General features: G+C 64.9%; 22 protein-coding genes. 17 read left to right on the top strand and 5 right to left on the bottom strand.

What is annotated here, in order from left to right:
- Window positions 1-340 precede the first annotated feature (340 nt).
- The 4 genes from JEY66_RS29465 (at window position 341) to JEY66_RS29450 (ending at window position 3,542) form a co-directional block, all read left to right on the top strand.
- A complete protein-coding gene (locus JEY66_RS29465; RefSeq protein ID WP_016842371.1) occupies window positions 341-748 on the top strand; it encodes a hypothetical protein in 408 nt (135 codons plus the stop codon).
- A gap of 148 nt (window positions 749-896) precedes the next feature.
- On the top strand, window positions 897-1,676 hold the full coding sequence (locus JEY66_RS29460) for an NYN domain-containing protein (protein WP_018270761.1): 780 nt from the start codon (window positions 897-899) through the stop codon (window positions 1,674-1,676).
- A 214-nt stretch (window positions 1,677-1,890) separates the two neighbouring features.
- Window positions 1,891-2,280 carry a DUF1236 domain-containing protein gene (locus tag JEY66_RS29455; protein WP_018270762.1) on the top strand — a complete coding sequence of 130 codons (390 nt, stop codon included), beginning with the start codon at window positions 1,891-1,893 and terminating at the stop codon, window positions 2,278-2,280.
- Window positions 2,281-2,480: 200 nt separating this feature from the next.
- The gene (locus JEY66_RS29450; RefSeq protein WP_018270763.1) at window positions 2,481-3,542 is read left to right on the top strand and encodes a ketopantoate reductase family protein; all 1,062 of its coding nucleotides are present in this window, start codon (window positions 2,481-2,483) and stop codon (window positions 3,540-3,542) included.
- 55 nt (window positions 3,543-3,597) lie between these two features.
- Here the strand turns inward: JEY66_RS29450 and JEY66_RS29445 are convergent, their stop codons facing one another.
- Both JEY66_RS29445 and JEY66_RS29440 read right to left on the bottom strand, forming a co-directional pair.
- A complete protein-coding gene (locus JEY66_RS29445) occupies window positions 3,598-4,200 on the bottom strand; it encodes a thiamine pyrophosphate-dependent enzyme (protein ID WP_018270764.1) in 603 nt (200 codons plus the stop codon).
- Between the two features lie 8 nt (window positions 4,201-4,208).
- Complete coding sequence (locus JEY66_RS29440; RefSeq protein WP_026192548.1) at window positions 4,209-4,784, bottom strand: thiamine pyrophosphate-binding protein; 576 nt, start codon at window positions 4,782-4,784, stop codon at window positions 4,209-4,211.
- 187 nt (window positions 4,785-4,971) lie between these two features.
- Here JEY66_RS29440 and JEY66_RS29435 point away from each other — a divergent pair, with 187 nt between their 5' ends.
- The 4 genes from JEY66_RS29435 (at window position 4,972) to JEY66_RS29420 (ending at window position 8,772) form a co-directional block, all read left to right on the top strand.
- On the top strand, window positions 4,972-5,937 hold the full coding sequence (locus JEY66_RS29435) for a Bug family tripartite tricarboxylate transporter substrate binding protein (RefSeq protein WP_018270766.1): 966 nt from the start codon (window positions 4,972-4,974) through the stop codon (window positions 5,935-5,937).
- A gap of 3 nt (window positions 5,938-5,940) precedes the next feature.
- Window positions 5,941-6,837 carry an amidohydrolase family protein gene (locus JEY66_RS29430; protein ID WP_018270767.1) on the top strand — a complete coding sequence of 299 codons (897 nt, stop codon included), beginning with the start codon at window positions 5,941-5,943 and terminating at the stop codon, window positions 6,835-6,837.
- 15 nt (window positions 6,838-6,852) lie between these two features.
- Window positions 6,853-7,902, top strand: a complete 1,050-nt coding sequence (locus JEY66_RS29425) for a hydroxyacid dehydrogenase (RefSeq protein ID WP_018270768.1) — start codon at window positions 6,853-6,855, stop codon at window positions 7,900-7,902.
- Window positions 7,903-8,556: 654 nt separating this feature from the next.
- Window positions 8,557-8,772, top strand: a complete 216-nt coding sequence (locus JEY66_RS29420) for a hypothetical protein (protein WP_016840216.1) — start codon at window positions 8,557-8,559, stop codon at window positions 8,770-8,772.
- 13 nt (window positions 8,773-8,785) lie between these two features.
- Here the strand turns inward: JEY66_RS29420 and ilvD are convergent, their stop codons facing one another.
- Window positions 8,786-10,630, bottom strand: coding sequence for a dihydroxy-acid dehydratase (ilvD, locus tag JEY66_RS29415; protein WP_018270771.1), 1,845 nt, complete (start codon window positions 10,628-10,630; stop codon window positions 8,786-8,788).
- Between the two features lie 231 nt (window positions 10,631-10,861).
- Between ilvD and JEY66_RS29410 the strand changes: the two genes are divergently transcribed.
- Both JEY66_RS29410 and JEY66_RS29405 read left to right on the top strand, forming a co-directional pair.
- Window positions 10,862-11,419 (top strand): carboxymuconolactone decarboxylase family protein, encoded by a 558-nt coding sequence (locus tag JEY66_RS29410; protein ID WP_018270772.1) that lies wholly within the window; start codon window positions 10,862-10,864, stop codon window positions 11,417-11,419.
- A gap of 5 nt (window positions 11,420-11,424) precedes the next feature.
- Complete coding sequence (locus tag JEY66_RS29405; RefSeq protein ID WP_018270773.1) at window positions 11,425-12,288, top strand: SDR family NAD(P)-dependent oxidoreductase; 864 nt, start codon at window positions 11,425-11,427, stop codon at window positions 12,286-12,288.
- Window positions 12,289-12,298: 10 nt separating this feature from the next.
- On the opposite strand, the gene JEY66_RS29400 is transcribed toward JEY66_RS29405, so the two are convergent.
- Window positions 12,299-12,982, bottom strand: a complete 684-nt coding sequence (locus JEY66_RS29400; RefSeq protein ID WP_016840227.1) for a TetR/AcrR family transcriptional regulator — start codon at window positions 12,980-12,982, stop codon at window positions 12,299-12,301.
- A 64-nt stretch (window positions 12,983-13,046) separates the two neighbouring features.
- Between JEY66_RS29400 and JEY66_RS29395 the strand changes: the two genes are divergently transcribed.
- A complete protein-coding gene (locus JEY66_RS29395; RefSeq protein WP_016840229.1) occupies window positions 13,047-15,203 on the top strand; it encodes an alpha/beta hydrolase fold domain-containing protein in 2,157 nt (718 codons plus the stop codon).
- A gap of 56 nt (window positions 15,204-15,259) precedes the next feature.
- Window positions 15,260-16,483: an ABC transporter substrate-binding protein gene (locus JEY66_RS29390; protein ID WP_026192550.1), complete on the top strand. Its 1,224-nt coding sequence runs from the start codon at window positions 15,260-15,262 to the stop codon at window positions 16,481-16,483.
- A gap of 11 nt (window positions 16,484-16,494) precedes the next feature.
- On the opposite strand, the gene JEY66_RS29385 is transcribed toward JEY66_RS29390, so the two are convergent.
- Entirely contained in the window at window positions 16,495-17,490 is a 996-nt protein-coding gene (locus JEY66_RS29385; RefSeq protein WP_018270774.1) for a LysR family transcriptional regulator, read from the bottom strand.
- A 91-nt stretch (window positions 17,491-17,581) separates the two neighbouring features.
- Here JEY66_RS29385 and JEY66_RS29380 point away from each other — a divergent pair, with 91 nt between their 5' ends.
- The 5 genes from JEY66_RS29380 to JEY66_RS29360 all read left to right on the top strand — a co-directional run bounded on the left by JEY66_RS29380 (window position 17,582) and on the right by JEY66_RS29360 (window position 24,635).
- Complete coding sequence (locus tag JEY66_RS29380) at window positions 17,582-18,607, top strand: ABC transporter permease (RefSeq protein WP_244620855.1); 1,026 nt, start codon at window positions 17,582-17,584, stop codon at window positions 18,605-18,607.
- 96 nt (window positions 18,608-18,703) lie between these two features.
- On the top strand, window positions 18,704-19,729 hold the full coding sequence (locus tag JEY66_RS29375) for a sugar ABC transporter substrate-binding protein (RefSeq protein WP_026192551.1): 1,026 nt from the start codon (window positions 18,704-18,706) through the stop codon (window positions 19,727-19,729).
- A gap of 99 nt (window positions 19,730-19,828) precedes the next feature.
- Window positions 19,829-21,967 carry an ABC transporter permease gene (locus JEY66_RS29370; protein ID WP_018270777.1) on the top strand — a complete coding sequence of 713 codons (2,139 nt, stop codon included), beginning with the start codon at window positions 19,829-19,831 and terminating at the stop codon, window positions 21,965-21,967.
- Window positions 21,967-23,088 (top strand): SMP-30/gluconolactonase/LRE family protein, encoded by a 1,122-nt coding sequence (locus JEY66_RS29365; RefSeq protein WP_018270778.1) that lies wholly within the window; start codon window positions 21,967-21,969, stop codon window positions 23,086-23,088. The genes JEY66_RS29370 and JEY66_RS29365 overlap by 1 nt, the downstream gene beginning before the upstream one ends.
- An 11-nt stretch (window positions 23,089-23,099) precedes the next feature.
- The gene (locus JEY66_RS29360) at window positions 23,100-24,635 is read left to right on the top strand and encodes a sugar ABC transporter ATP-binding protein (protein WP_018270779.1); all 1,536 of its coding nucleotides are present in this window, start codon (window positions 23,100-23,102) and stop codon (window positions 24,633-24,635) included.
- The last annotated feature ends 313 nt before the right edge of the window (window positions 24,636-24,948 follow it).

Raw genomic sequence — 24,948 nt, 5'->3', positions numbered from 1 at the left:
TGGGCTCTTTGTCGGCCTTTTCATAAAATGTCACACGAATAGCAGTGATATGTCAATTGGCGATCACGCGCGAATTGGCGGCGCGAACCGGGCCGCGGCACCGGAGGGGGGCCCCGGACAAATCGGCGCGTGGCGCGCTCCTCCCGTGATCCGGTCGACCATCCCTGCCGCTTCCGGCATCCTGCGAAGCGGCATCAAGAGCCGGTTAACGGCATCCGAGAAATCGGGGGCTAACAGCTAATCCGGCTTTAATGGGAAGCCGACTAAACGTCACGTGGTTGCAAGGTGCCGGATGCCTGGAGGTATCCGATGTTGCGTCGGGCGGAGGCGTTTTCCCCATATGTCAGTTCAGGCCGATTTGGATTTTGCGAGCGACGATCGCGCGAGGGCGCAGATCGGTGCGGCGGTGAGCTATCTGCTCAGGGACGCGACCGGCGTCACGCGCGAGCATGCCGTCGAGACGATTGTCGAGATGGTGCGCGACATCGCAAGCCGGCCGCCCACTGTCGAAGCGGCATCGATTCAGCCGCTTATGAGCGGCGTCACCTATCGGGATTTTGTGATCGATGCCTACCGGCGCGATGTCGATCGCTGGCGCGCGACCATCCGCCGTTCGAACGGCAAGAAGATCCGGATCGCTTCGCCGCCGTCCGTGCGCGACGAGGCGACGACCACAGCGGACGCGATCACCGCCGAGAAGGCCATCGAGTTCGCCAGGCGGGCGATCGACCTGGGCGAGGTGATCTGACCTCGCCACCTCGAGGCTGGCATCGCTGCGACGTCTTGGCGATGCCGCCTATGCTTGGGACGCGCGATGTGCTCCGATGCGACAGCTGTGCCGGTTCCGCAGCTGTCTGCGGAATTGTCCATTCATCCTGTCCCAGCCGAGAAATGCGATGCCTTCCGAACTCCGTTCGCCTCGTCTGGCCGTCCTGATCGACGCCGACAATGCATCCGCAAAGATCGCCGATGGGCTGTTCGAGGAGATCGCCAAGATCGGCGAGGCCAGCGTGCGCCGCATCTACGGCGACTTCTCCAATCCGAGGTCCAAGGGCTGGGCCGACATCCTGTCGAAGCACGCCATTATCCCCCAGCAGCAATTCGCCTATACGACCGGGAAGAATGCATCCGACATCACCTTGGTGATCGACGCCATGGACCTGCTGCACAGCGGCCGGTTCGACGGCTTCTGCCTGGTATCGTCGGACAGCGATTTCACCCGGCTTGCCGCCCGCATCCGCGAGCACGGCATCGACGTGTTCGGGTTCGGCGAGCAGAAGACGCCGGAGAGTTTTCGGCAGGCCTGCCGCCGGTTCGTCTATACGGAAAATCTGCGCGGCGGCGCGCCGAGCAATCAGGATGCCGCCGTGCGGGCTCAGCCGTTGCAGCCACCCGAGGCCGCCACGCCCATCATCAAGAAGGTCATCAGCCAGATGGCAAGCGAGGACGGCTGGGTGACGCTTGGCGAGGTCGGACGGCAGCTGGCTAATTTCGCATCGGATTTCGATCAGAGGACCTACGGCTTCCGCACCCTCGGCGAGCTGGTGCGCAGGACCAACGCTTTCGAGATCGAGTCGAAGGGCGGGACGATGCGAATCCGCATCAAGCCTTCAGCTGCACCGCCGTCAAGACGACGAGCTCCAAGGCGTCGAGCCAATCAAAAACCGCCGGAATGAACGGTGCGCAGCGCGCTCCTGTTCTGAGCCATCCCTGAATCTGAACCCAGGATGAATGCTGCTTCGGACATTGTCCGGAGCAGCATTTTCATTTGTGCTGGAATCAAGCGAATTGCGCGCGGAACTGGAGTTGCGCGAGTTGCAGCATTGGAACTGGAACGTTCTCATTGGTTGCGATGTTGAGGGGCATCGATCAATTCGGAGGAGGAGAATCATGAACAAGCGTTTTGCTGTTTCCCTTGTCGCTGCAGCGTCGCTGCTCGCGTCCGGTTCGGCCTTCGCGCAGTCCACGACTGCGGCGGGCGCCGCGAACGGCGCGCGGGCCGGCGGCGAAATCGCGGGGCCGGTCGGCGAGATCGTCGGCGGCACGGTGGGTGCCGCGGTCGGCGCCGGCCTCGAGATTCCGAATGCGGTGATCACCTCGATCCCGCGTAACGAGCCGTCGGTGGTGGTGCGTGAACGCGTCGTGGTCGGCAAGCCGCTGCCCGACACCGTCGTGCTGCGCCCGGTGCCGCGCTACACCGAGTATCGCTACGCCGTCGTCAACGATCGCCGTGTGATCGTGGAGCCGCGCACCCGCCGGATCGTCAAGATCATCGACTGATCGCATCGGACTCTGACTACGAAGATCCTCGCGGGCGCATCGCTCGCGGGGATTTTCTTGGGTCCCATGAATACCGGCATGGCACCGCCCAGCTTTTTTCATGAAACGACCGGTTGGCCTGACGCCGCGATCCCCTAGACTGATCCGCAACGGATGGACGCAGCCAGCGTTCGTCTCAATCAAGAACAGGGGATGGAAGCATGGCTCGGAAGATCGCGATCGTCGGCGCGGGAGCTGTCGGCGGCTACGCCGGCGCGCATATGGTGCAGGCGGGAGAGGACGTCACGTTCATCGATCCCTGGCCCGTGCATGTCGAGCACATGCGCAAGCACGGCCTGCGCGTCACGCACGCGATGGAGGTCGCGGAATTCTCGGTCCCGGTGCGCGCGCTTGATGTCACCGACGCGCAGCAACTGGCGAAAGAGAAACCGGTCGACATCGCCTTCGTCTGCATGAAGTCCTACGACACCGCCTGGGCCACCATGCTGATCCGGCAATATCTGGCGGCGGACGGCTACGTCGTGTCGCTGCAGAACTGCATGAACGAGGAGACCATCGCCGGCATCGTCGGCTGGGGCAAGACGCTCGGCTGCATCGCGAGCAGCATCACCGTCAATCTGCCGGAGCCCGGCCATATCCACCGCGGCGCCGGCAAGGGCGGCGCAGCGCACACCGTGTTTCGCGCCGGCGAGGTGCACGGCCGGATCACGGCGCGGGCGGAGGAAGTCTGCCGCCTGGTCGGCTATTCCGACAGCGCCAAGGTCACCTCCAATCTCTGGGGCGAGCGCTGGTCGAAGCTGGTCGCCAACGTGATGGGCAATGGGCTCTCGGCCTGCACTGGTCTGGCGGGCGGCGAGGTGCTGCAAAGCGAGCCGCTGCGCCGCTTCTCGACGCGGCTCGGCAGCGAGGCGATCCGCGTCGGCCAGGCGCAGGGCTATCAGCTGGAAGAGATCCTGCATCTGCCGCCCGAGACCATCGCACGGGCCGGCGAGGGCGACGAGGCCGCAACGCGCGCCTGCGACGAGCAGCGCTTCAAGGATGCCAAGCGCACCTCATCGGCGCAGCGCCCCTCGATGGGCCAGGACATGCAGAAGGGCCGCCGCACCGAGATCGAATTCCTCAACGGCCTCGTGGTCCGCGAGGGCGAGAAGCTCGGCATCGCGTGCAATGCCAACGCCGCGCTGACCGACATCGTCAAGCGTGTCGAACGCGGCGAGCTGAAGCCGGATCCACGGCACATCACCGAGTTGCGGCTGAATTGAGTGGCCACAGCCGTCATTGCGAGCGAAGCAATCCATCTCTCCGCATGTGTCTTACCTACAGCAGCTGCCTTACCCCCATCCCGTGCATGAACCGCTCGCGGATCTGCACGGGGTCGCGCCGGGTGGTGCCGGTGCCGGGCTTGTCGTCGATGCGGACGCCGATCAGGGTCGGGCCGGAGGCCTGTTTCGACTGTTCGATCAGCCGCTCGAAATCGTCCTCGTCGGCGGCCCAGGAGCTGTTCGTGATGCCGCTGGCGATTGCGACCTGAACGATATCGGTATGGCCGGCGGCTGGCGTCGGCTGGCTGCCCGTGATCTGGTAGATGCCGTTGTCCATCACCACCATGGTGAGATTCTTCGGCGCCAGCGTCGCGATGGTCGAGAGGCAGCCGAGCTGCATCAGCAGCGAGCCGTCGCCTTCCAGCGCGAACACGCGCCGGTTCGGCTGCGCCAGCGCGACGCCGAGCGCGATCGGAAACGCAAGTCCCATGCTGCCCAGCATGTAGAAATTCTGCGGGCGATGGCCGGCGGCCCAGAGGTCGAAATTGGTGTTGCCGATGCCGCCGATCACGGCCTCGTCCTTCAGGCCGGCGACGAGGCGCTGGGTGAGATCGAAGCGGTTCATCACCTTGGTGTTGCGCGCGTGGGTGCTGGTCATGGCTGATCTCACTTGTCGAAGGTCTTGCCGCCGGTCAGCAGCGGCGAGAGGATCAGCGCCACCGGCGCCTGGGTGGTGACGGCCTGCTTGATCGAGCGGTCCGCGATGAATTCGAGCTCGTCGAGCCGCGTGATGGTGTGATGCTCCATCGCCAGCGAATCCAGCACCGGGCGCATGGTGCGGCAGACCAGTGCCTGGCCGTAATTGAACTCGCCGAGCGTGCCACGCTCGGAGACGAACATGATCAGCGGGATCTGGTAGGGCACCGCGAGCGAGGCCAGCACATTGGCGAGCGTGGCAAAGCCCGAGGTCTGCATCAGCACCGCGCCGCGCGTTCCCGCCATCCAGGCCCCGGAGACGATGCCCACCGCTTCTTCCTCGCGCGCGGTCGGAAACGTCGTGAAATAGGGATCGGCGTGCAGGTCCTTGATCAGCGTGGTCAGCACCCGGTCGGGCACATAAGGCACGAGCTTGATCTCGTTCCGCTTCAGCGTCTGCAGCACGATGCCGTGCCAGGTCGTCGCCGCATCCTGGGACTTGTCCTTGGCTTTATCTTTGGACGAGGCTTGTTCCGCGGCCGCCATCCTGTTCTCCCTGCTCGCGCGACACTGGTGGCCGCTTGCCGCACGAAACTTGACGCGGTGCCTGCGATTGTCAACATGTCGCGGCCGCAACGCGATCTGCGGAATTCGGCCATCGCAGCGCCGAACCAACGTGCGATACAGGCGTAACGAAAAAGAGACGGTAGCGATCAAGGGACGGGAGGCGTCGATGGCCGGATGGGTCTGGCGGACCGCCATTGCGGCAGCGGCCATGATTGTGGCCGGCCTTGCGTCCGCGCAGCCGTACCCGGCCAAGGCCGTTCACATTCTCGTTCCATATCCGCCCGGCGGCGGCGTCGACGTTCTGACGCGAACGCTCGCTGAAGCGGTGTCGAAGACCTGGACGCAGTCGATCGTAGTCGAGAACCGGCCCGGCGCCGGCGGGGTGATCGCCTCGCAGGCGATCGCGACCTCCGCGCCCGACGGTTACAATCTGATCATGGTGGCGAGCGGCCACGCCACCAATCCATTCCTTTATCCAAAGCTGCCCTACGACACGTTCAGGGATTTTTCGGCGATCTCGCTCTTGGCGTCGTCGCCGAACGTGCTGCTGGTGCGCGCGGGTTCGCCGTTCAAATCGGTCGCCGACGTCATCGCCGCGGCGAAGGCGAAGCCGGGCAGCCTGTCCTTCGCCCATGCCGGCAACGGCACCTCGACCCATCTGGCCGGGGAGCTGCTCAAGAGCCTCGCCAAGATTGATCTCGACGCGATCCCCTACAAGGGCGGTGCGCCCGCGATCAACGATCTGCTCGGCGGGCAAATTCCGATGTCGTTCAACAACGGGCCGGAATCGGTCGGGCAGCTGCAAGCCGGCACGGTTCGCGCGCTGGCGGTGACGACCGGCTCGCGTGCGCCGTTCCTGCCTGACGTGCCCAGCATGTCGGAAACCGTTCCGGGCTACGACACCGAGGTGTGGTGGGGCTTGCTTGGACCCGGCGGCATGCCCGCCGACCTCGTCGCCAAGATCTCGCATGATTTCGTCGCGGCGGTGAACACCGATGCCGTGAAGGAGCGGCTCGGCAAGCTCGGTGCGATCCCGATCGGCTCCACGCCGGACAAGTTCGCCGCCAAGATCAAGGCCGACTACGACAAATGGGGGCCGATCATCAAGGCCGCCGGCATGAAGGCGGAATAGAGCATGGCTGCGTCAGAGATTCCCGCCTGCCTGCCGCCGCGTCCGGTGACGCCGCCGAGGGAGAAGCTGCCGCCGAAGGCCTGCGACACCCATGCGCATGTGTTCGGCCCAAGCGATCGCTTTCCCTATGCCGGCGATCGCAGCTACACGCCGCCGGACGCGCCGCTCGCGACCTATCTCGGCATGCTCGATACGCTCGGTTTCTCCCGCGGCGTGCTGGTGCAGGGCAGCGCGCACGGCCACGACAATTCGGCGATGCTGGATGCGCTGCAGCGCGAGCCCGCGCGGCTGCGCGGCGTCGCGGTGGCCGATGCCGATGTGGCGGCAGGCACGCTCCGGCAATGGCATGTGCTCGGCGTCCGCGGCCTGCGCTTCAACCATTTCTTCCGCGGCGGGCAGCTGCACTATCGCGGTGGCATTCCCTTGAACGTTGCCGAGACGCACGCGGGCGTGATGGCCGAACTCGGCTGGCATCTGCAGCTCTGGATCGATGTGAAGGATTTGCCCCACACGATCCCGACGCTGAAGGCGCTGGGATTGCCGGTCGTGGTCGATCACATGGGCCGCACTGATGCCGGCGCCGGCATCAACACCGCGGGCTTTCAGAGCCTTTTGCGTGCGGTGGACGAAGGCTGGTGCTGGGCCAAACTGTCAGGCGCGCATCGGCTGAGCCAGCGGGCCCCTGATTATCCGGATGCGCGGCCGTTCCACGAGGCACTGGTGTCGGCCAATCCTGAAAGGCTGGTGTGGGGCGGCGACTGGCCGCATCCGCGGGTCGAGGGCGAAATGCCCGACGCCGGCCATCTGCTCGACCTGTTTCACGAATGGACGCCGGATGCGGCGACCCGGCACCGTATCCTCGTCGACAATCCCGCACGACTCTATGGCTTCCCAAACTGAAAGCTGCTCGAAGACATGACCGTCAACAACAAGCGCGTGTTCTACGTCAAATACCTCGCCCACGAGATCTACGTCGATATCCTGAAGAAGCGGCCGGACGTCCGGCTCGATCGTCTCGAGAACGAGACGCCGGAGGCGACGTTCGCGCCTGTCCTTGCCGACGCGCATGCCTATCAGATCGGTGCGGCGCGCGATGAGCTGGCGCCGCATTTCCATGCCCATGCCGAGCTGTTGAAGCGTGCGCCGAATCTTCTGATCGTGTCGTCGAATGGCGCCGGCTTCGATCCCGTCGATGTCGATGCCTGCACCGCGGCGGGCGTGCTTGTCGTCAACCAGTCCGGCGGCAACGCCAATTCGGTCGCCGAGCATGCGCTCGGCATGATGCTGACGCTGTCGAAGCGGATCATCCAGTCCGACCGCAGGCTGCGGCGTGAGGCCAATGTCAACCGCAACGATCTGATCGGCAATGAGCTGAAGGAGAAGACCGTCGGCATCGTCGGTCTCGGCAATGTCGGCCGCCGCATCGCCGAACTGTGCAGGGGCCTCCTGCACATGAAGGTGATCGCCTACGATCCCTATCTCACGGCGGACGAGATGGCGAAGCGGGGCGGGGAAAAGGTCGAGCTCGACGATCTCCTGCGTCGCGCGGACTTTGTTTCGATCTCGTGTCCGCTGGACAAGAACAGCCGCGGCATGATCGGCGCGCGCCAGTTCGCGCTGATGCAGCCGCACGCCTATTTCGTCACCACCGCGCGCGGCTTCATCCACGACGAGAAGGCGCTGGAGGAAGCGCTGCGTGGCAAGCGCATCGCCGGCGCCGGGCTCGACGTCTGGGACAAGGAGCCGCCGCCGCCGGATCATCCGCTGCTGCAGTTCGACAATGTGCTGGCGAGCCCGCACACCGCCGGTGTCACCCGCGAGGCGCGCATCAACATGGGCCGGATCGCCGCCGAGCAGATCCTCGACGCCCTCGACGGCAAGCGCCCGCCGCGCATCATCAATCCCGAGGTCTGGCCGGTCTACGCGCGACGGTTCGAGAAGGCGTTCGGGTTCATGCCGGGGTAGGGTCAGGCCTCCCCCTGCGGGGCCGCGGCTGCGCGCGGCCAAAATATCGAAAACAACCCCATGCAAAGGGGCTGGCGGCTGCCGGCGTTCGCGCAGCAACTTGACGCGCCGGGCAACTCAGGGATATATTTCCAATATTCCGAAATCGTGCAGGCGCCCGCCCTTGCGGAGGATATCTACCGCAAGGGCGGAGTGAATTCTTTCGCCGGTGCGCCCCTCACACAAACGGCCAGCCGTGCGAGCGTTCTTGCGCGCGCAAGAACACCGGAGAAAATCTCCTTCGTCGAGACCTCGATCGAGGCAATAAACGTACTGCCAAAGCACCGCCTCACAACGCGTCCGTTGTTATTTTCCCTGAGATATCGACGACTTAGCTTGAAATCGCCATTTTCCATTCGTGCCCGACCAGTCCGGGCACGGAAGGAAGATGTTCGATGCGACAGGTCCAGTCATTGCTCCGCAACGCGCCCGCCAGGATCGGCCGCCGTCTTGCGCAGATCGTCGCGATCGCTGCCGCCAGCCTGCCCCAGGCCGGCGCGTAGTTTTCCCCGCTGCGAACAGTCGCACGCGTATCAGCCGAATTAACTCACTACCCTTTCGTGTTAGTGCTAGCGTGGTACCCCCGGGCTCTGCCGGTGCAGCAGGGAGGGTTCCATGTCACGCTTCGTCGTTCATTTCATGAAGGACGTGCTCGGCGGCAATGGCCGCGAGCGCGAGGTCTGCCAGGGCGCGCTTGAGATCGACGCCTCGAGCGAGGGCCAGGCCACCGAGATGGCCAAGGTCAAGTTTTGCCAGGAACAATCGCTATGCGACTGGTCACTGCATGCCGACCGCATCCGGATCGAGGCGGCCGACTTGCACGTGACCTAGCACTTGTCGCCGATCACTCCGGCAGGATGCGAACCGCACCCTTGGCCGCGCTGCTGGCGAATGCCGCATAGGCCTTCAGCGCGGTCGAGACGGCGCGCTTGCGCGGCGCCGCCGGCTTCCAGGCCGCATTGCCCCTGGCTTCCATCGCCCCGCGGCGACGCTTCAATTCGGCATCGTCGACCGCGAGGTTGACCTTGCGGTTCGGGATGTCGAACTCGATGACGTCGCCTTCCTCGACGAGGCCGATCAGGCCGCCTTCGGCGGCTTCCGGCGAGACGTGGCCGATCGACAGGCCGGACGATCCGCCGGAGAAGCGGCCGTCGGTGATCAGCGCACAGGCCTTTCCGAGGCCTTTCGACTTCAGATAGCTGGTCGGGTACAGCATCTCCTGCATGCCCGGGCCGCCGCGCGGACCCTCATAGCGGATCAGCACGACGTCGCCGGCCTTCACCTTGTTGCCAAGGATGGCTTCGACCGATGCGTCCTGGCTTTCGAAGATGCGGGCAGGGCCGGAGAACTTCAAAATGCTCTCGTCGACGCCGGCGGTCTTCACGATGCAGCCGTCCTCGGCAAGGTTGCCGAACAGCACGGCGAGGCCGCCGTCCTTGGAATAGGCATGCGCGGCGTCGCGGATGCAGCCCTTGGCGCGGTCGAGATCGACCTCGTCGAAGCGGCGGTCCTGGCTGAAGGCTTCCTGGGTCGGCACGCCGCCCGGCGCGGCGCAATAGAAGTTGCGTACCTTGTCGCTTGATGTCCGCACCACGTCCCAGCGGTTCAGCGCATCCTCCAGTGTCGCGGCGTGCACGGTCGGCCCGTCGGTCGTGAGCAGCTTGGCGCGGTCGAGCTCGCCCAGGATCGCCATGATGCCGCCGGCGTGATGCACGTCCTCCATGTGGACGTCCTGCACCGAGGGCGCGACCTTGCAGAGCACCGGCACCTTGCGTGACAGGCGGTCGATATCGGTCATCGTGAACGGCACTTCGCCCTCGCGCGCGGCGGCGAGCAGATGCAGCACGGTGTTGGTCGAGCCGCCCATCGCAATGTCGAGCGTCATCGCGTTCTCGAACGACTTGAAGTTCGCGATGTTGCGCGGCAGCACCTTGGCGTCGTCCTGCTCATAGTAGCGGCGGGCGAGGTCGACGATCAGATGGCCGGCCTCGACGAACAGGCTCTTGCGGTCGGCGTGGGTCGCGAGCACCGAGCCGTTGCCGGGCAGCGCGAGGCCGAGTGCCTCGGTCAGGCAGTTCATCGAGTTCGCGGTGAACATGCCGGAGCAGGAGCCGCAGGTCGGGCAGGCCGAGCGCTCGATCACCGCGACGTCCTCGTCCGACACGTTGGAGTCGGCGGCCGCGACCATCGCGTCGATCAGGTCGACCGCGCGCTTCTTGCCCTTGAGCAGGATCTTGCCCGACTCCATCGGTCCGCCCGAGACGAACACGGTCGGGATGTTGAGCCGCAGCGTCGCCATCAGCATGCCGGGCGTGATCTTGTCGCAGTTGGAGATGCAGACCATCGCGTCCGCGCAATGCGCGTTGACCATGTATTCGACGCTGTCGGCGATCAGCTCGCGCGAGGGCAGGCTGTACAGCATGCCGTCATGACCCATCGCGATGCCGTCATCGACCGCAATGGTGTTGAACTCTTTTGCCACCCCGCCGGCCTTCTCGATCTCGCGCGCGACCAGCTGGCCGAGATTCTGCAGATGGACGTGGCCGGGCACGAACTGGGTGAAGGAATTGACCACCGCGATGATCGGCTTGCCGAAATCCTCGTTCTTCATGCCGGTGGCGCGCCAGAGGCCGCGTGCACCCGCCATGTTGCGGCCGTGGGTGGTGGTGCGGGAGCGATAGGCGGGCATCGTAAATCCTTCTCAAATCCTTGGGCCAAGGGCATTTTTTAGGGGAGTTGGCGCTCCTTATGCCTGCCCGTGGATGCGGATTCAAGCGCGGAACCGCATGGCTGAACCCCGCAATTCGGGCAATGTCGAGCGGTTGGCTTGATCTCGGTCGGCCCGGTGCATTAGCTGGTCGCACCGACGGCAAGAACGACGGGCAAGAACAACGAACAGGCGCAAAAAAGGGAGAGACGCGTGGCAAGGCTGCCTCTGATTGATCCGGACACGACGGGCGGCGACATCCGCGCCGCATTCGACCGCATGCCGGTCAAGCTCAACATCTTCCGCATGATGGCCCATGCCGAGGCCAATGCCATTCCGCTGATGCGGCTCGCCAATTCGATCCTGCACAAGCAGAAGCTGTCGGCGGTCAACCGCGAGCTCCTGATCCTGCAGGCCGCGCAGCTCGAGGGCGGCGCCTATGAATGGCGGCAACATGTGCCGATCGCGCTCGGTGTCGGCGTCACCCAGGCGCAGATCGATGCCGTCGAGCGCGGCAATTACGACGATGCGGCGCTGAACGCGTCCGAACGCGCGCTGCTCGGCTTCGGCCGCGAGGTGGTCGAGAAGGTGCGCGTCGGCGATGCCGCCTTCGCCGGCATGCGCGAGCATTTCAGCGATCAGGAGATCGTCGAGGCGATCGTCGCGCTCGGCTTCTACATGACGATGGCGCGGCTGACGGAGGCAACCGAGACCGATCTCGATCCGGCCGCCGGCATGGCGGTCTACGAGGGCGGCAGGAAGCGGGGTTGAATCGGATGCCGGAGACTTCGCAAGAGGCCAAGCAAGACACCAAGCCGGAACGCCATGTGCGTCCGCTGAGCGCGGAATCGTCCGGCACCGCGCCGGGCCGGGGACGCCTCAACGGCCGCCGCATCCTGGTGGTCGGCGGCGGCCAGCGCGTGTTCGATGCCGCGACCGATCCGATCGGCAACGGCCGCGCCATGAGCCTGCTGTTCGCGCGCGAGGGCGCGCATGTCGCGGTCGCCGACCTCAACCGTACCTCGGCCGAGGACACGGTTGCGCGTATTGCTGATGATGGCGGCCGCGCCTTCGCGATCGCCGCCGATGTCACTCAAGAGGCCGACGTCATCAGGATGATTGATGAAGCGCATCGCACGATGGGCGGGCTCGATGGCATGGTGCTGAACATCGGCACTTTCGGCAAGACCGGGCTCGACAATGTCAGCGCGGAGGAGTGGAACAGGATCTACGACGTCAATGTCCGCGGCCCGATGCTGTGCTGCCGCGCGGCCTTGCCGAAATTCGAAGACGGCGGCTCGATCGTCTTCATCTCCTCGATCGCGGCGCTGAAGGCGGGGTCGCAGATGGCGGTCTACGATTCCTCCAAGGCCGCGCTCGGCGGCCTGATGCGCAACATCGCTCACACGGGCGCGCGGCGCGGCATCCGCGCCAACCTGGTCTATCCCGGGCTGGTCGACACCCCGAACGGCCGCGAGGCTGGCGCGGGCCGGCCGTCGCGCGGCAAGGGGCATATCCCATTCGGCCGTCAGGCGACGGCGTGGGAGATCGCCTATGCCGTGCTGTTCTTCATGTCGGATGAAAGCGTCTATGTCACCGCGCAGACGCTCGCGGTGGATAGCGGGCTGAGCGGGATGTGACCGGCGCGCCTTAGCCTGCCGGTAGCTTCGACGAGGTGCCCTCCGAGAGCGGGCAGGTGAGCGTGGCCTCAAGCGTATCGAGGATGTTCTCGATCGTGAATGGTTGCCCCCAAAGACGGCTGCTCTTGGTGTTGCGCGACTCGACGGCGGCCTCGTGCGCCGACAGGATCGCGTTGGCGTAGATCGCGAAAATTGAAAGGCGCTGTTCCACGATCGGCGCCGGCAGGCGAAGCATCGTCTTCAGGTAGTTGAAGCACGCGACATAGCTCGCATTCCAACGGCCGTTGAGCGCGTCGCGCAACGCTTTCGGATCCGAGGCCTGCAGGTTCGTGGTGAAGCGGATATATCCGTGCCAGCGTTCGTCGTCGCCGAGTTCGATGACGGGCATGACCAGCACCAGCAGCACCTCCCGGATGCTTTTGGGGCCCCCGCGCGCCTCGATCTCGTCCAGCATCTCGCGTCGACGCCCGTCGAGCACGGTGGCGCCGTCGACCACCATCTGGCGGATCAATTCCTCCTTGGAGCCGAAATGGTAGTGCAGGGCCGCGTTGTTGCGTTGCCCCCCGGCATCGACGATCTGCTGCACCGTCACGGCATCGACGCCATGACGGGCAAACAGCATTTGCGCGGCCGCCTTGATCTGGTTCCGCGTTTCTTCCGAACTCGCGCGCGTGGTTCTTCGCCTGCTTGACATGCGAACTGATCCTGACCTAATTTAAGTGAAATCACTTAATTTGACTACAGGGCGGAGACAAACCATGCGGGTGCTCATTGCGGGCGGCGGTATCGGCGGATTGACTACTGCGATTGCGCTGCGTCATCAAGGCGTTGACGTGCTTGTGCTGGAGCAGGCCAAGGAGCTGAGCGAGATCGGGGCCGGCATCCAGATCGCCGCGAACGCAGCGATCGTACTGCGCGAGCTCGGGCTCGAGACCGCGATCCGCAGCGTCGGCGTCAAGCCGCAGTCTTATGACTATCGCGACCTGCGCTCCGGCAAGATGCTGTACCAGGCCCCGCTGGGTGACGAGGCCGCCAGGCGCTACGGGGCGCCGATGTACAATATCCACCGCGCGGATTTGGTGCAAATTCTGTCCGATGCGGTGCCGGCGGAATCCAAGCGGCTCGGCGCCCGCTGCGTGGCGGTGTCACAGGACGCCCGCGGCGTCGAGGCAAAGCTTGCGAATGGCGAGACCGTGCGCGGCGATCTGCTGGTCGGCTGCGACGGCATCCATTCGGTGGTACGCCAGCATTTGCGGGGTCAGGAGCAGAAGCACTTTGCCAACATCTTGATGTGGCGTTCGCTAATTCCAGCAGAGCGTCTCGAAGGGCTCAATCTGGAGGAGCGCGGCAATTACTGGTTCGGCCCCGGCCGAACCTTGATCACCTATTGGGTGCGGCCGAAAAATCTCTACAGCATCCTCGCCTCGGTACCCGCACAAGAGGTGACTCGCGAATCCTGGGACGAGAGCGGCGACATTTCCGAGATGCTGCGCTCCTTCGAGGACGCCGAGCCGCGCGCACGCAAGATGCTCGAGCAGTGCCAGAGCGCCTTCATCACCGGCATGTATTATCGCGATCCGATCGACAGCTGGAGCTCCGGCCGCATCACTCTGCTTGGCGATGCAGCCCATCCGATGGTGCCGTTTCTTGCCGCGGGCGCTGGCCAGAGCATCGAGGATGCCTGGACCCTCGCGCGGGTGCTGTCGCGTCGCCAGGACGACGTGCCGGGCGCCCTTAAGGAGTATGAGCAGCGGCGGCTGCCGCGCACCACGCGCATCCAGGCCGGCGCACGCGCCGTGGTCAAGCTGATGCATGAGACCGAGGCCAACCGCATACGCGATCGCAACGGCCGCTGGAAGGGCATGGCGCGCATCGATCCGTTCGCCGAGACCAGCTGGGGTCTCGCGTGGGATTATGATGTCGTGAAAGCCACGGAGGGGGCGCCCGGCGAGGTGCTCAATGTCACGGGCTTGCGTGAAGGCAAATGCTTGCGCCGTCCCGAGAGCCAGCGCGCCTTCGATCTCTGGAAATTCGCCTTTCGTCCTGAAGATGTAGCGCGCGGACATGACGGATTGCGCGAGGCCTATGACCGCTTCCTCACGACGAACTTTCCGTTGCCCGCGGGCACCATCGCGGTGGAGGACGAACTGGGTGACGTCAAGGCCTGGCGTGTTGCGGCACCGAATGCGCCACGCGGCAATGTCGTGCTGCATTTCCACGGCGGGGGCTATTTGATCGGTTCCGCCAAGGGCTCGCTGGAATATGCAAGCCGTCTTGCCGCGGCGGTAGATGGTGTCTGTTACACGGTGGACTACCGGCTCGCGCCGGAGCATCCCTATCCCGCCGCGATCGACGATGCGGTGGCGGCCTATCGCGCATTGCTGGCGCGCGGCGTCGCTGCAAGCTCGATATTGGTCTCCGGCGAGTCGGCAGGCGGCGGCATGGCCGTTGCGCTGGTCTTGGCGCTCCGAAACGCGGGCGATCCGTTGCCGGCGGCGATCCTCTCGGTGGCGCCATTCGCCGACCTGACCCTGTCAGGCCCGACGATTCGAGCTTTCAACGGCGACGATCCCGCGGCCAACCGCGACCTGCTCACCTTCATGGGCGCGTCGTATTTCCAGGCCCACGAGCCGACCGATCCGTTGGTGTCGCCGCTGTTCGGCGATCTGACCGGGCTGCCGCCGCTGTTCGTCACCGCAAGCCAAGGCGAGGTGCTGCTCAGCGATGCTACGCGGTTGGCCGAGCGCGCCGAGAGGGCCGGTCTCGATGTGACGTTGCGGATCGTCGAGGATTCCGTCCACGTCTATCCGATCTTCCCGTTCCTCCCGGAAACGCAGACGACGATGCAGGAGCTCGCCGTCTGGGCCCGGCGCAACCTGCGTCGCAACGACATGAAGTCGGCGGCCGCCGAATAATTCGCGCCGTCACACAAAAAAGCGCGCCGAAGCCGCGTCAGTACGGGGAGGTTGCCATGAGGATTCGGAATTCGATTGCGTGGCCGGTTGCCGCAATGCTGGCCGCAGCATGCGCTGGTGCATCGGCGGAGACGACGGGGGTTTCGGACGGCACCGTCAAGATCGGCGTTCTCACCGACATGGGCGGCGTGTTTTCCGACCTCGCGGGTGCGGGTGCAGTTGCGGCCGCGCAGATGGCGATCGACGATTTCGTCGATCAGGAGAAGCCGCCGTTCAAAGTGGAGCTGATCTCCGCGGATCACCAGAACAAGCCGGATGTCGCCACCGGCATCGCGCGGCAATGGTACGATACCGGCGGCGTCGACCTGATCACCGACGTCATCAATTCCGGCGTCGCGCTGGCGGTGTCGAGCGTCGCGGAAACCAAAAACCGCATGCTGATCGTCACCGGCTCCGGCTCAATGCGGCTCACCAATGAACAGTGTTCGCCCAACACGATCAGCTATACTTGGGACACCTATTCGTTCACCAACGGTCAGGCGCGGTTGGTGAAGTCGCTGGGCCTGGGGACCTGGTATTTCGTCGCCGTCGACTACGCGCTCGGGAAATCCCTGGTGGCGGAAGCTTCCGACGCCATCACGCGCTCCGGCGGCACGGTGGTCGGCACGGTCTATCACCCGATCAGCACCACTGACCTGTCGTCCTTCCTGCTGCAGGCGCAAGCCTCGAAAGCCAAGGTGATCGGATTCGCCAACGCCGGCGCCGATCTCCTGAACTCCATCACGGCTGCGAGGGATTTCAACATCACGCCGGGCCAGACCATCGTGCCGTTGGTCGGTACGATCACCGAGGTCAATGCGCTGGGCGCTGCGGCGACCCAGGGAATGCTGCTGGTCGAACCATTCTATTGGGACCTCGACGACCGCTCGCGGCAATGGAGCCGGCGCTTCTTTGCCAAGGTCGGGAAGATGCCAAACTTCGTGCAGGCCGGTGCCTATTCCGCCGTGACCAATTACCTGAAGGCCGTACAGGCGGTTAAAACCGACGACGCGGCAGCTGTGATGCAGCGACTCAAGTCGATGCCGATCGACGATATGTTCGCGCGCAACGGCAGGATCCGCGCGGACGGCCGCATGGTGCACGACATGTATCTCGTCCAGGTGAAGGCGCCGGCCGACGTCAAGCAGAAATGGGACTATTATACGGTGAAGGAGACCATCCCGGCGGCTGAAGCCTTTCAGCCATTGTCCACGTCCAAGTGTCGGCTGGTGAATCAATAAGAGTACCGCCACTATTCAGCGGCGAGACTGGTCGCTATCGGACCTCCCACCTTGGGACGCGTCCTCGCCGCGCGCCGGTTCTTCTTGCTGAAGCGACTGCCGGCCAGCAGCGCCGCGGCCGCGCGCAGCTGCTCGCGCAGCCATTGATTGGTGGTGTCGTCCTCGGCGGTGGCGTGCCAGTAGAGATAATTGACGTGCGGGCTGATCGGGAACGGGCAGGGGAAGCACTGCAGCAGCCCGGGGTCTTCCAGCACGGAGGCGGCGCTCTCCGAGGCGGTCAGCAGCATGTTGCTGCGGCTCACGACGTGGCAGGCGGTTGCGAAATTCTGGCAGGTCAGGCGAACAGTGCGGGTCAGGCCGAGGCGCTGGAGCTGAAAATCCTCGAACGACAGGCCGCTGCGCCGCGACGTCACGCAGACATGCTCCATGCGCAAATAAGCCTTCTTGTCGAGCCGGCTGCCGAGCTCGGGATGGCCGCGCCGCGCGAACACCGCGATATGCTCGGTCAGGATCTGCTCGCGCCGCACCTCCGCCGACAGCGGCAACAGCGTATCGATCGCGACGTCGAGGGTACCGGCGGCAAGCTCGCGCTCCAGATTGTTGCGCTCGCTGCGCACGGTGGCGATCTCCACCAGCGGCGCCACCGTGCTGATCCTATTGACCAGCGCGCTCAGCATCGGCGCCTCGAGATTGTTGCGCAGCCCGATCACGAACCGCTTCGGAGTCTGCGCCGGATCGAACCGATGGGTGTGGGTCAGCGTCGTCTCGAGGCCGTTGAGCGCCTGGCGCACCGTGGTGATGATCTGCCGGGCCAGCGGGGTCGGCGTCATCACGTGGTTGCGGCGCACGAACAGCGGATCGTTGAACATCGCGCGCAGCCGGCTCAGCGCATGGCTGACCGCGGGCTGGGTCAGGTTGAGGCGGAAGCAGGCGCGGCTGACGCCGCCCTCGGAATAGATCGCGTCGAACACGACGAACAGGTTCAGATCGACGTCGCGTACATGCATGGAAATGATCAATCCGTATCCGTCGAATGCATTTGACGAATACTAATCGGCACTCTTAAAGTCTCAAGCAAAATAATACCTGGAGGAAACGATGAGCGTGCAATCGCCATCGCGCGGCGTTGCTGTCCCTGCGGCATCATCTCGCCTGGGCGCAATGTTTGCAAAGCCGAGCCAGGAGCAGATCGTGCTCCTGATCACCATCGCGCTCCTGATCGTGTTCGGCCTGACGCTGAACGGCTTTGCCACCGTCTCCAATCTCCTGAATCTGTTGCGGAGTATTTCCATCCTCGGCGTGCTCGGCCTCGGCATGGGGCTGATCGTGATCAGCCGCGGCATCGACCTCTCCGAGGTCGCGATCATGGCGGGTTCCTGGGCGATCGCGCTGATCTACATGCAGAACGGCATGCCCGTTTTTACGGCAGTGCTGCTGGCGCTGGCGATCGCGGTGCTGATCGGCGTCGTCAACGGCGTGATGGTCGCTTTCGTCGAGGCGCCGGCGCTGTTCGTGACGCTGGCTGCCGGCTTCGTGATCTATGGCCTCGCCTTCTGGATCGCGCCGGCTTGGGTGGTCTATGCGCCGAAGGATGCGCCGGGCCTGATGTATCTCGGCGCCGGACGGCTGTTCGGCATCCCGGTTCCGATCCTGGTGTTCGCGGCCTGTGCAATCGCGATGCATTTGTTCCTGTCGCGCACCTCGATCGGCCGCTTCATCTATTCGCAGGGCGACAATCCGGAGGCCGCGCGGCTGACCGGCGTCGCGCTGCGGCCGCTGATCGTGCTCGAGCACGTGCTGGTTGCAGTGCTCGCCTGGATTGCGGGCCTGGTCTGGGTCGGCACCACGGGCAGCATGCAGATGGCGATCACCCAGGGCGCCATGATCTTCGATGTCGTGCTCGTCGTCGTGATCGGCGGCATCAGCCTGATCGGCGGCCGCGGCAGTGTGTTCAGCGTCGTGGTCGGCTGCATCCTGATCGGCACGCTGCTCAACGCCTTCACCATCATGGACGTCAACAGCGAGGTGCAGAACATCATCAAGGGCGTGGTGCTGCTGGCCGCCATCGTGCTCGACAACTGGCTGCACCCCCGCGACGAGGAGACCGCGCGACAAGGGGATTGAAACAGGGCGACTGAGCGAACGCGGGCACCTCGGTCATTGGCCCAATCAACAAAAAGAATCCCAAATCAATCAAAAGAATTTTGTGTGGAGGAGACGATGAAGACGACCAAGTTCTGGACGATCCTGCTTGCCGGGGTGACGCTTGCCGCGATGCCGTTTGCGGCATCGGCGCAGGAGGAAGGTACCAAGGCCGGGCGCGAGCTGCGCGCGGCGTACGACAAGTCGCTGCAGGGCAAGACCGTCGCCTATCTGCCGATCGCGCTCGGCGTGCCGCTCTCCGACGAGTGGGGCCGCGTGGTGCAGGAAGAGGCCGAGTGGCGCGGCATGAAATACATCGTGCGCGATCCCAACAACAATCCATCCGCCATGCAACAGGCGCTGACCGCACTGGTCGATCAGAAGCCTGACGTCCTGATCGTGCAGAATCCGAGCGTGACGCTGCTGATGAAGGATCTGAAACGCGCCGAGGCCCAGGGCACGCACGTGATTCAGGTCAACATGGCCTCGAACTACAAATCCGGCGCCTTCGTCGGCGTCGACTGGCGCGAGATCGGCAGGATGCTGGCGAACGAAGCCGTCAAGGCTTGCGGCACCGGCTCCGGAAAATCCGGCAAGGTGCAGATCGTGCAGGGCGAATTGACCGCGGCCGCCAGCGTCGACCAGGTCGGTGCCATCATGGAGGTCCTGAACAAGGATCCCAACATCAAGGTGGTGTCGAACCAGGCCGCGAACTGGGATGCCAACACTGCGCTCAACATTACCGCGACCGTGATCCAGCAGCATCCCGATCTCTGCGCGTCGATCGGCTTCTGGGGCATCATGGAGTCGGGCGCCGCGCAGGCGATCCGCAATGCCGGCAAGATCGACGATGTGAAGGTGTTCGCCTCGGGCGAGGGCTCGCAGCTCGATTGCGACCAGGTCAACTCCGGGAATTTCAGCAAATTCCTCAGCTACAAGGCGACCGAGCAGGGTCACGATCTGATGTTCGCAGCCGAGACGCTGCTGATGTCCGGCGACAAGCCCGGCACCAAAAACCTGTCCTATTACACGCGGCCAATCTGGATCGATAAGACCAACGCCTCGCTCGGCGGCACCTGCTTCGCGCTACCCAAGAAAAACTAACAAGGCGCGAGACAGCCGGCGCGGGGGGCATTCCCGCGCCGGCTGTATCACGGGTCAGAATCCGGAAACGTTGAAACCGGATCATGGAGTGCTTTGGCGATGTCGATGGCCGTTGATTCCTTTGCCGCATCGGTGCGGCGGTTTTCACCCCGGCTCCTGCTGTCGGAGCTGCTGCTGAAACAGTGGTTCGAGCCGGTGGTTCCCTTCACCGTGATGATCGGGCTGTGGGCCTATTTCGCGCTCACCATTCCCGACTACGCCTCGGTGCAGAACTCGGTGTCGCTGCTGCGGCTGTTCGCCGAATTCGGCTTCGTCGCGCTCGCGATGGGTTTCTGCCTGGTCACCGGCGGCATCGACCTGTCGGTCGGCGCGATCTTCGCGCTGTGCAATTTCGCGGCGCTGTATTTCCTCCTGGTGCGCGAATGGCCGGTCGGCCTCGCCGTGCCGGCGACGCTTCTGGTCGGCGCGCTGCTCGGCAGCATCAACGGCTTCTTGATCGGCTTCCTGAAGACGCGGCCGTTCCTGACCACGCTGGTGACGCTGATCATCCTGCGCGCCTCGGTCAACCTGCTCAACACCAGCTACGCCCAGGTGTTCGCGACCAACTCGGTCGAGAGCGACGCCTGGGATTTCATCGGCGGCGGCAGCGTGCTCGGCATTCCCGTCAATGCGGCGACGCTGTTCGTGGTGCTGTTGATCTGCCACATCTTCCTGTCGCGCTCGCGCTATGGCTGGCATCTCACCGCGATCGGCGCCAGCCGCAAGGCGGCGCGCCACGCCGGCATCCGCGTCCGGATGATGCTGTTCATGACCTATGTGCTGTCGGGCACGCTGTGCGCGGCGAGCGGCATCTTCTACGCCGCGCGGCAAGCCTCGACGGATTCCACCACCGGCGTGGGGTGGGAATTCCAGGCGCTCACCGCCGTCGTGCTCGGCGGCGTGTCGCTCGCCGGCGGCAAGGGCACGGTATGGCGGGCGATGATCGGCGCGCTGATCATCTTCCTCCTGATCAACGGCCTCGTGCGGATGGGCATCCCGGGCTACGTCACCTCGGCAGTGACGGGCATGATCCTGCTCGCCGCCGTCGGCATCGACGTCAAATGGTCGAAGAACCGCGGCAAGGCGATCCAGAAGATCTACGTCAATCCGGCCTTCGTGCCGCTCGCCTCGGCGCCCGCGGTGCAGCCGGGCGCGGCTTCGCCCTATGCGCAGAACGACCGGCTGATCAATGCGCAGGCGATCGGCGTCGATCAGGTCGAGGGGCCCGAGGACGTCATCCTCGACCGCCAGGGCCGGCTCTACGGCTCGACCCGCGACGGCAATGTGATCCGTTTCTCCGGGGCGAACTTCGAGACGCGCGAGGTGTTCGCCCATATCGGCGGCCGGCCGCTCGGCATGCAGTTCGATCGCGACGAGAATCTGATCGTCGCGGTCGCCGGCATGGGCGTCTACGGCGTCGCGCCCGATGGCCGCATCTTCAAGGTCACCGACGAGACCAACCGCACCTGGTACAAGCTGAACGACGATTCCCGCCTGCGCATGGCCGACGACCTCGACATCGCGCCCGACGGCAAGATCTATTTCAGCGACTGCACCACGCGCTACGAGATGACCACCAACACCCTCGACATCCTCGAGGGCCGGCCGAACGGCCGTGTGGTCTGCTACGACCCGGCGACCAGGACCACGCGCACGGTGATCAACCACTTCTATTTCCCGAACGGGATCTGCGTCTCGCATGACGGCAAATCGATCCTGATCGCGTCGACCTCGCTGTGCAAGGTGTTCCGCCACTGGATCGACGGGCCGAACAAGGGCAAGACCGAAGTGCTGATGGACGAACTGCCGGGCAATCCGGACAACATCAACCGCGCCTCCGACGGCACCTACTGGCTGGCGCTGGTTGGCATCCGCACGCCGACATTCGACCTTGCCGCGCGAAAACCCGGCTTCCGCCTGCGCATGGTGAAGCAGGTGCCGACCGACGAGTGGCTGGCGCCGGCGCTCAACCATGGCTGCGTGCTGAAGTTCAACGAGCAGGGCGAGGCGCTGGAATCCTGGTGGGACCCGACCGGCATCTCGCATTCGACCCTGACCTCGATGCGGGAGCACAAGGGCTATCTCTATCTCGGCGGACTCGAGAACAACCGGATCGGCCGCATCAGGCTCGAGGGCGTCGACGACAGCTGGACCGGCTACGATGCCTATTGGGGCGCAAAGAGCAGGGTGACGACGTAATGGGATTTTTCGATCATCTGCTGCGCGACATCCGCAGCGTCATCGACCGCGACGGCGGCCAGAACGCGATCCCGCCGCTCGACGGCGCGCTGAGCCCGAACGACCGGCTCGACACCGCCACCCCGATCGGCGAGCCGCTGCCCGGCATCGACGACGTGATCGCCGCCGGCGACGGTGCGGTCTATGTTTCCGCAGGGCGCCAGGTGCTGAAGCTCGGCGGCAATGACTTGTCGGCACGTACGGTCGTTGCCGAGTTCGAGGATGATGCCGGCGGGCTCGCGCTGCATCCGGACGGCCGCCTCCTGGTCTGCGTCGCGGGCAGGGGGCTTGCCGCGATCGATCCGGCCAAGCCCGATCCGCGCTGGCTGAATGCTGCCGGCGGCAGCGCGCTCACGGGGCTGTTGTCGGTGACGGCGGCGCCCGATGGCAGCATCTATGCCGTCGAAGGCAGCGCCGGCCGACGCCCGGACGAATGGCGGCACGACCTGATGGAGAAGCGCGCCAATGGTCGGCTCATCAACTGCGGCGCCGGCCTCGACAATCCGCAGGTGCTGCTGCGCGATCTGCCCTATCCCTATGGCGTCAGTGTTTCGGCCGACGGCAACAGCCTGTGGCTCACCGAAAGCTGGGCGCATCGCCTCAGCCGGTTCGCGCTCGGCGGCAACGGGCTTGGTCCGCGCGAGACCGTCGCCGCCAACATGCCGGGCTATCCGGCGCGGCTGCATCCGGACGGCCACGGCGGCATGCTGCTCGCCATCTTCGCCCGCCGCACCCATCTGATCGAGTTCGTGCTCAAGGAAGACGATTTCCGCGAGGAGATGATGGCGACGATGCCGCCGGATTACTGGGTCGCGCCGGCGCTCGCCGGCGGCAGCGATTGCCTGGAGCCGATGCAGATCGGCAGCGTCAAGGCGCTCGGCATCCAGAAGCCATGGGCGCCGCCGCGCTCCTATGGTCTGCTGGTGCATCTCGATGCCGAGGGCGATGCGACCGACAGCCTGCACAGCCGCGCCGGCGGCCGCTTCCACGGCATCACCGCTGCCTGCGCGACGCCGTCGGGCGTCGTGATCGCCGCGCGCGGCGCCGGACGCCTGCTGCGCACTACGGGAGAGCTGCGATGAATGACGGTGTGATGCAGGCGGCCCCCGGCGCCAAGACGGCAGAGACCTCCGCAGCCCGCGAGCCGGTGCTGCGGATCACCAACGGTTCGAAAATCTATGGCGGCGTCCACGCCATCGAAGGCGTCAATTTCGACCTCTATCCCGGCGAGGTGCATGCGCTGGTCGGCGAGAACGGCGCCGGCAAGTCGACGCTGTGCAAGGCGATCGCCGGCGCGATCAATCTCACCTCCGGCGACTATCTGCTCGACGGCAAGCCGACCGGTTTCGAGCAGCCGCGCGACGCGCTCAATGCCGGCATCTGCATGGTCTATCAGGAGACCAGCCTGGTGCCGACCATGACTGCCGCGCAGAACATCGAGCTCGGCAACGAAAAGCTGCTGACGCGATTCCGGACCCTGAACATCCAGGCCCAGCAGCTGTTGCAGTCGCTCAACTTCCACGTCGATCCGGCGACGCCGGTGGCGCTGCTCGGCACCGCCAAGAAGCAGATGGTGGAGATCGCGCGCGCGATCTACAACAAGGCGCGTATCATCATCTTCGACGAACCGACCGCATCGCTGACGCCGGAGGAGATCGTCCACTTCTTCCATCTGGTGCGCGATCTGCGCGCCCGCGGCGTCTCTATCATCTACATCTCGCATGCGCTGGAGGAATCGCTGCAGATCGCCGACCGCATCACCGTGCTGCGCGACGGCAAGCTGGTGATCACGGCGCCCGCCAGGCAGCTCACGCGCGACGCGCTGGTGCAGCACATGGTCGGGCGCGAGGTGGCGCAGGCGGTCTATGGCGGCAAGGCGAAAACCCATCAGCGCCGCGAGAAGGTGCTGACGGTCGAGAACGTCACCATGGGCATGGCGGTCAAGAACATGTCGTTCTCGGTCTATGCCGGCGAGGTGGTCGGCATCGCCGGCCTGATCGGCTCCGGCCGCACCGAGATCGCCAAGATCATCTATGGCGCACTGAAGCGCAATCTGGTCAATGGCGGCACCATCCGGCTGCGCGGCAGGCCGATCCGCTACCGCGTGCCGCGGCAGGCGATCAATGACGGCATCGCCTACATCACCGAGGACCGCAAGGCCAACGGCTTCTTCGAGACCATGGTGGTCGACGACAACGTCTATATCGGCAGCCTCGCCACCGGCAAGGGCTGGAGCTTCCTGCTGTCGCGCGCGCGGCGCAGCAAGCTCGCCAGCTACTGGGTCGATCGGCTCAAGATCAGCGCATTGCAGCGCAAGGCCAGGATCATCGAGCTGTCCGGCGGCAACCAGCAGAAGGTGGTGCTGGCCAAGACGCTGGTGCAGGACCCCTCGATCATCATCTTCGACGAGCCGACGCGCGGCGTCGACGTCGGCACCATCCCGCACATCCACGGCGAAATCCGCCGTCTCGCCGACGAGGGCAAGGCGGTGGTGGTGATCTCGTCCTACCTGCCGGAGATCCTCGCCGTCTCCGACCGCATCCTGGTCGCCCGCACCGGCCGCATCGTCGCCGAGTTCGACGCGGCGGACGCGACGCAGGACAAGATCCTGTACGCCGCGGTGCATTGAGGTCGCGCGCAGCCGCCTGTCTTCGGCGTCATTGCGAGAACGATAGCGACGAAGCGCGTCGCGAGAATGTCGATGCAGGCTTGCCGGCCGCGCCTCATATTCGATGTCGTCCCGGCGCAGGCCGGGACCCATAACCACAATTTGTCATTATTGCGCGTCGCCGGAACGACGAGTCCGGCCGACAACATCTGCTGCGGCGTATGGGTCCCGGCCTGCGCCGGGACGACGGCTGTGGGTGGGCGCCAACCACCCTTGACAATTATTTTAAGTATAAAATAATATGCCGTACCGGCTGGCGGGAAAACCGACCCCG

It is taken from the genome of Bradyrhizobium elkanii USDA 76 (assembly GCF_023278185.1).
Lineage (GTDB): Bacteria > Pseudomonadota > Alphaproteobacteria > Rhizobiales > Xanthobacteraceae > Bradyrhizobium > Bradyrhizobium elkanii.
This window is presented reverse-complemented; position numbering and strand designations above follow the sequence as displayed.

Bases quoted from the DNA above. Each gene is read 5' to 3' on its own strand.
- JEY66_RS29465 (WP_016842371.1), top strand. From the start codon at position 341: ATGTCAGTTCAGGCCGATTTGGATTTTGCGAGCGACGATCGCGCGAGG.
- JEY66_RS29460 (WP_018270761.1), top strand. From the start codon at position 897: ATGCCTTCCGAACTCCGTTCGCCTCGTCTGGCCGTCCTGATCGACGCC.
- JEY66_RS29455 (WP_018270762.1), top strand. From the start codon at position 1,891: ATGAACAAGCGTTTTGCTGTTTCCCTTGTCGCTGCAGCGTCGCTGCTC.
- JEY66_RS29450 (WP_018270763.1), top strand. From the start codon at position 2,481: ATGGCTCGGAAGATCGCGATCGTCGGCGCGGGAGCTGTCGGCGGCTAC.
- JEY66_RS29445 (WP_018270764.1), bottom strand. From the start codon at position 4,200: ATGACCAGCACCCACGCGCGCAACACCAAGGTGATGAACCGCTTCGAT.
- JEY66_RS29440 (WP_026192548.1), bottom strand. From the start codon at position 4,784: ATGGCGGCCGCGGAACAAGCCTCGTCCAAAGATAAAGCCAAGGACAAG.
- JEY66_RS29435 (WP_018270766.1), top strand. From the start codon at position 4,972: ATGGCCGGATGGGTCTGGCGGACCGCCATTGCGGCAGCGGCCATGATT.
- JEY66_RS29430 (WP_018270767.1), top strand. From the start codon at position 5,941: ATGGCTGCGTCAGAGATTCCCGCCTGCCTGCCGCCGCGTCCGGTGACG.
- JEY66_RS29425 (WP_018270768.1), top strand. From the start codon at position 6,853: ATGACCGTCAACAACAAGCGCGTGTTCTACGTCAAATACCTCGCCCAC.
- JEY66_RS29420 (WP_016840216.1), top strand. From the start codon at position 8,557: ATGTCACGCTTCGTCGTTCATTTCATGAAGGACGTGCTCGGCGGCAAT.
- ilvD (WP_018270771.1), bottom strand. From the start codon at position 10,630: ATGCCCGCCTATCGCTCCCGCACCACCACCCACGGCCGCAACATGGCG.
- JEY66_RS29405 (WP_018270773.1), top strand. From the start codon at position 11,425: ATGCCGGAGACTTCGCAAGAGGCCAAGCAAGACACCAAGCCGGAACGC.
- JEY66_RS29400 (WP_016840227.1), bottom strand. From the start codon at position 12,982: ATGTCAAGCAGGCGAAGAACCACGCGCGCGAGTTCGGAAGAAACGCGG.
- JEY66_RS29395 (WP_016840229.1), top strand. From the start codon at position 13,047: ATGCGGGTGCTCATTGCGGGCGGCGGTATCGGCGGATTGACTACTGCG.
- JEY66_RS29390 (WP_026192550.1), top strand. From the start codon at position 15,260: ATGAGGATTCGGAATTCGATTGCGTGGCCGGTTGCCGCAATGCTGGCC.
- JEY66_RS29385 (WP_018270774.1), bottom strand. From the start codon at position 17,490: ATGCATGTACGCGACGTCGATCTGAACCTGTTCGTCGTGTTCGACGCG.
- JEY66_RS29380 (WP_244620855.1), top strand. From the start codon at position 17,582: ATGAGCGTGCAATCGCCATCGCGCGGCGTTGCTGTCCCTGCGGCATCA.
- JEY66_RS29375 (WP_026192551.1), top strand. From the start codon at position 18,704: ATGAAGACGACCAAGTTCTGGACGATCCTGCTTGCCGGGGTGACGCTT.
- JEY66_RS29370 (WP_018270777.1), top strand. From the start codon at position 19,829: ATGTCGATGGCCGTTGATTCCTTTGCCGCATCGGTGCGGCGGTTTTCA.
- JEY66_RS29365 (WP_018270778.1), top strand. From the start codon at position 21,967: ATGGGATTTTTCGATCATCTGCTGCGCGACATCCGCAGCGTCATCGAC.
- JEY66_RS29360 (WP_018270779.1), top strand. From the start codon at position 23,100: ATGCAGGCGGCCCCCGGCGCCAAGACGGCAGAGACCTCCGCAGCCCGC.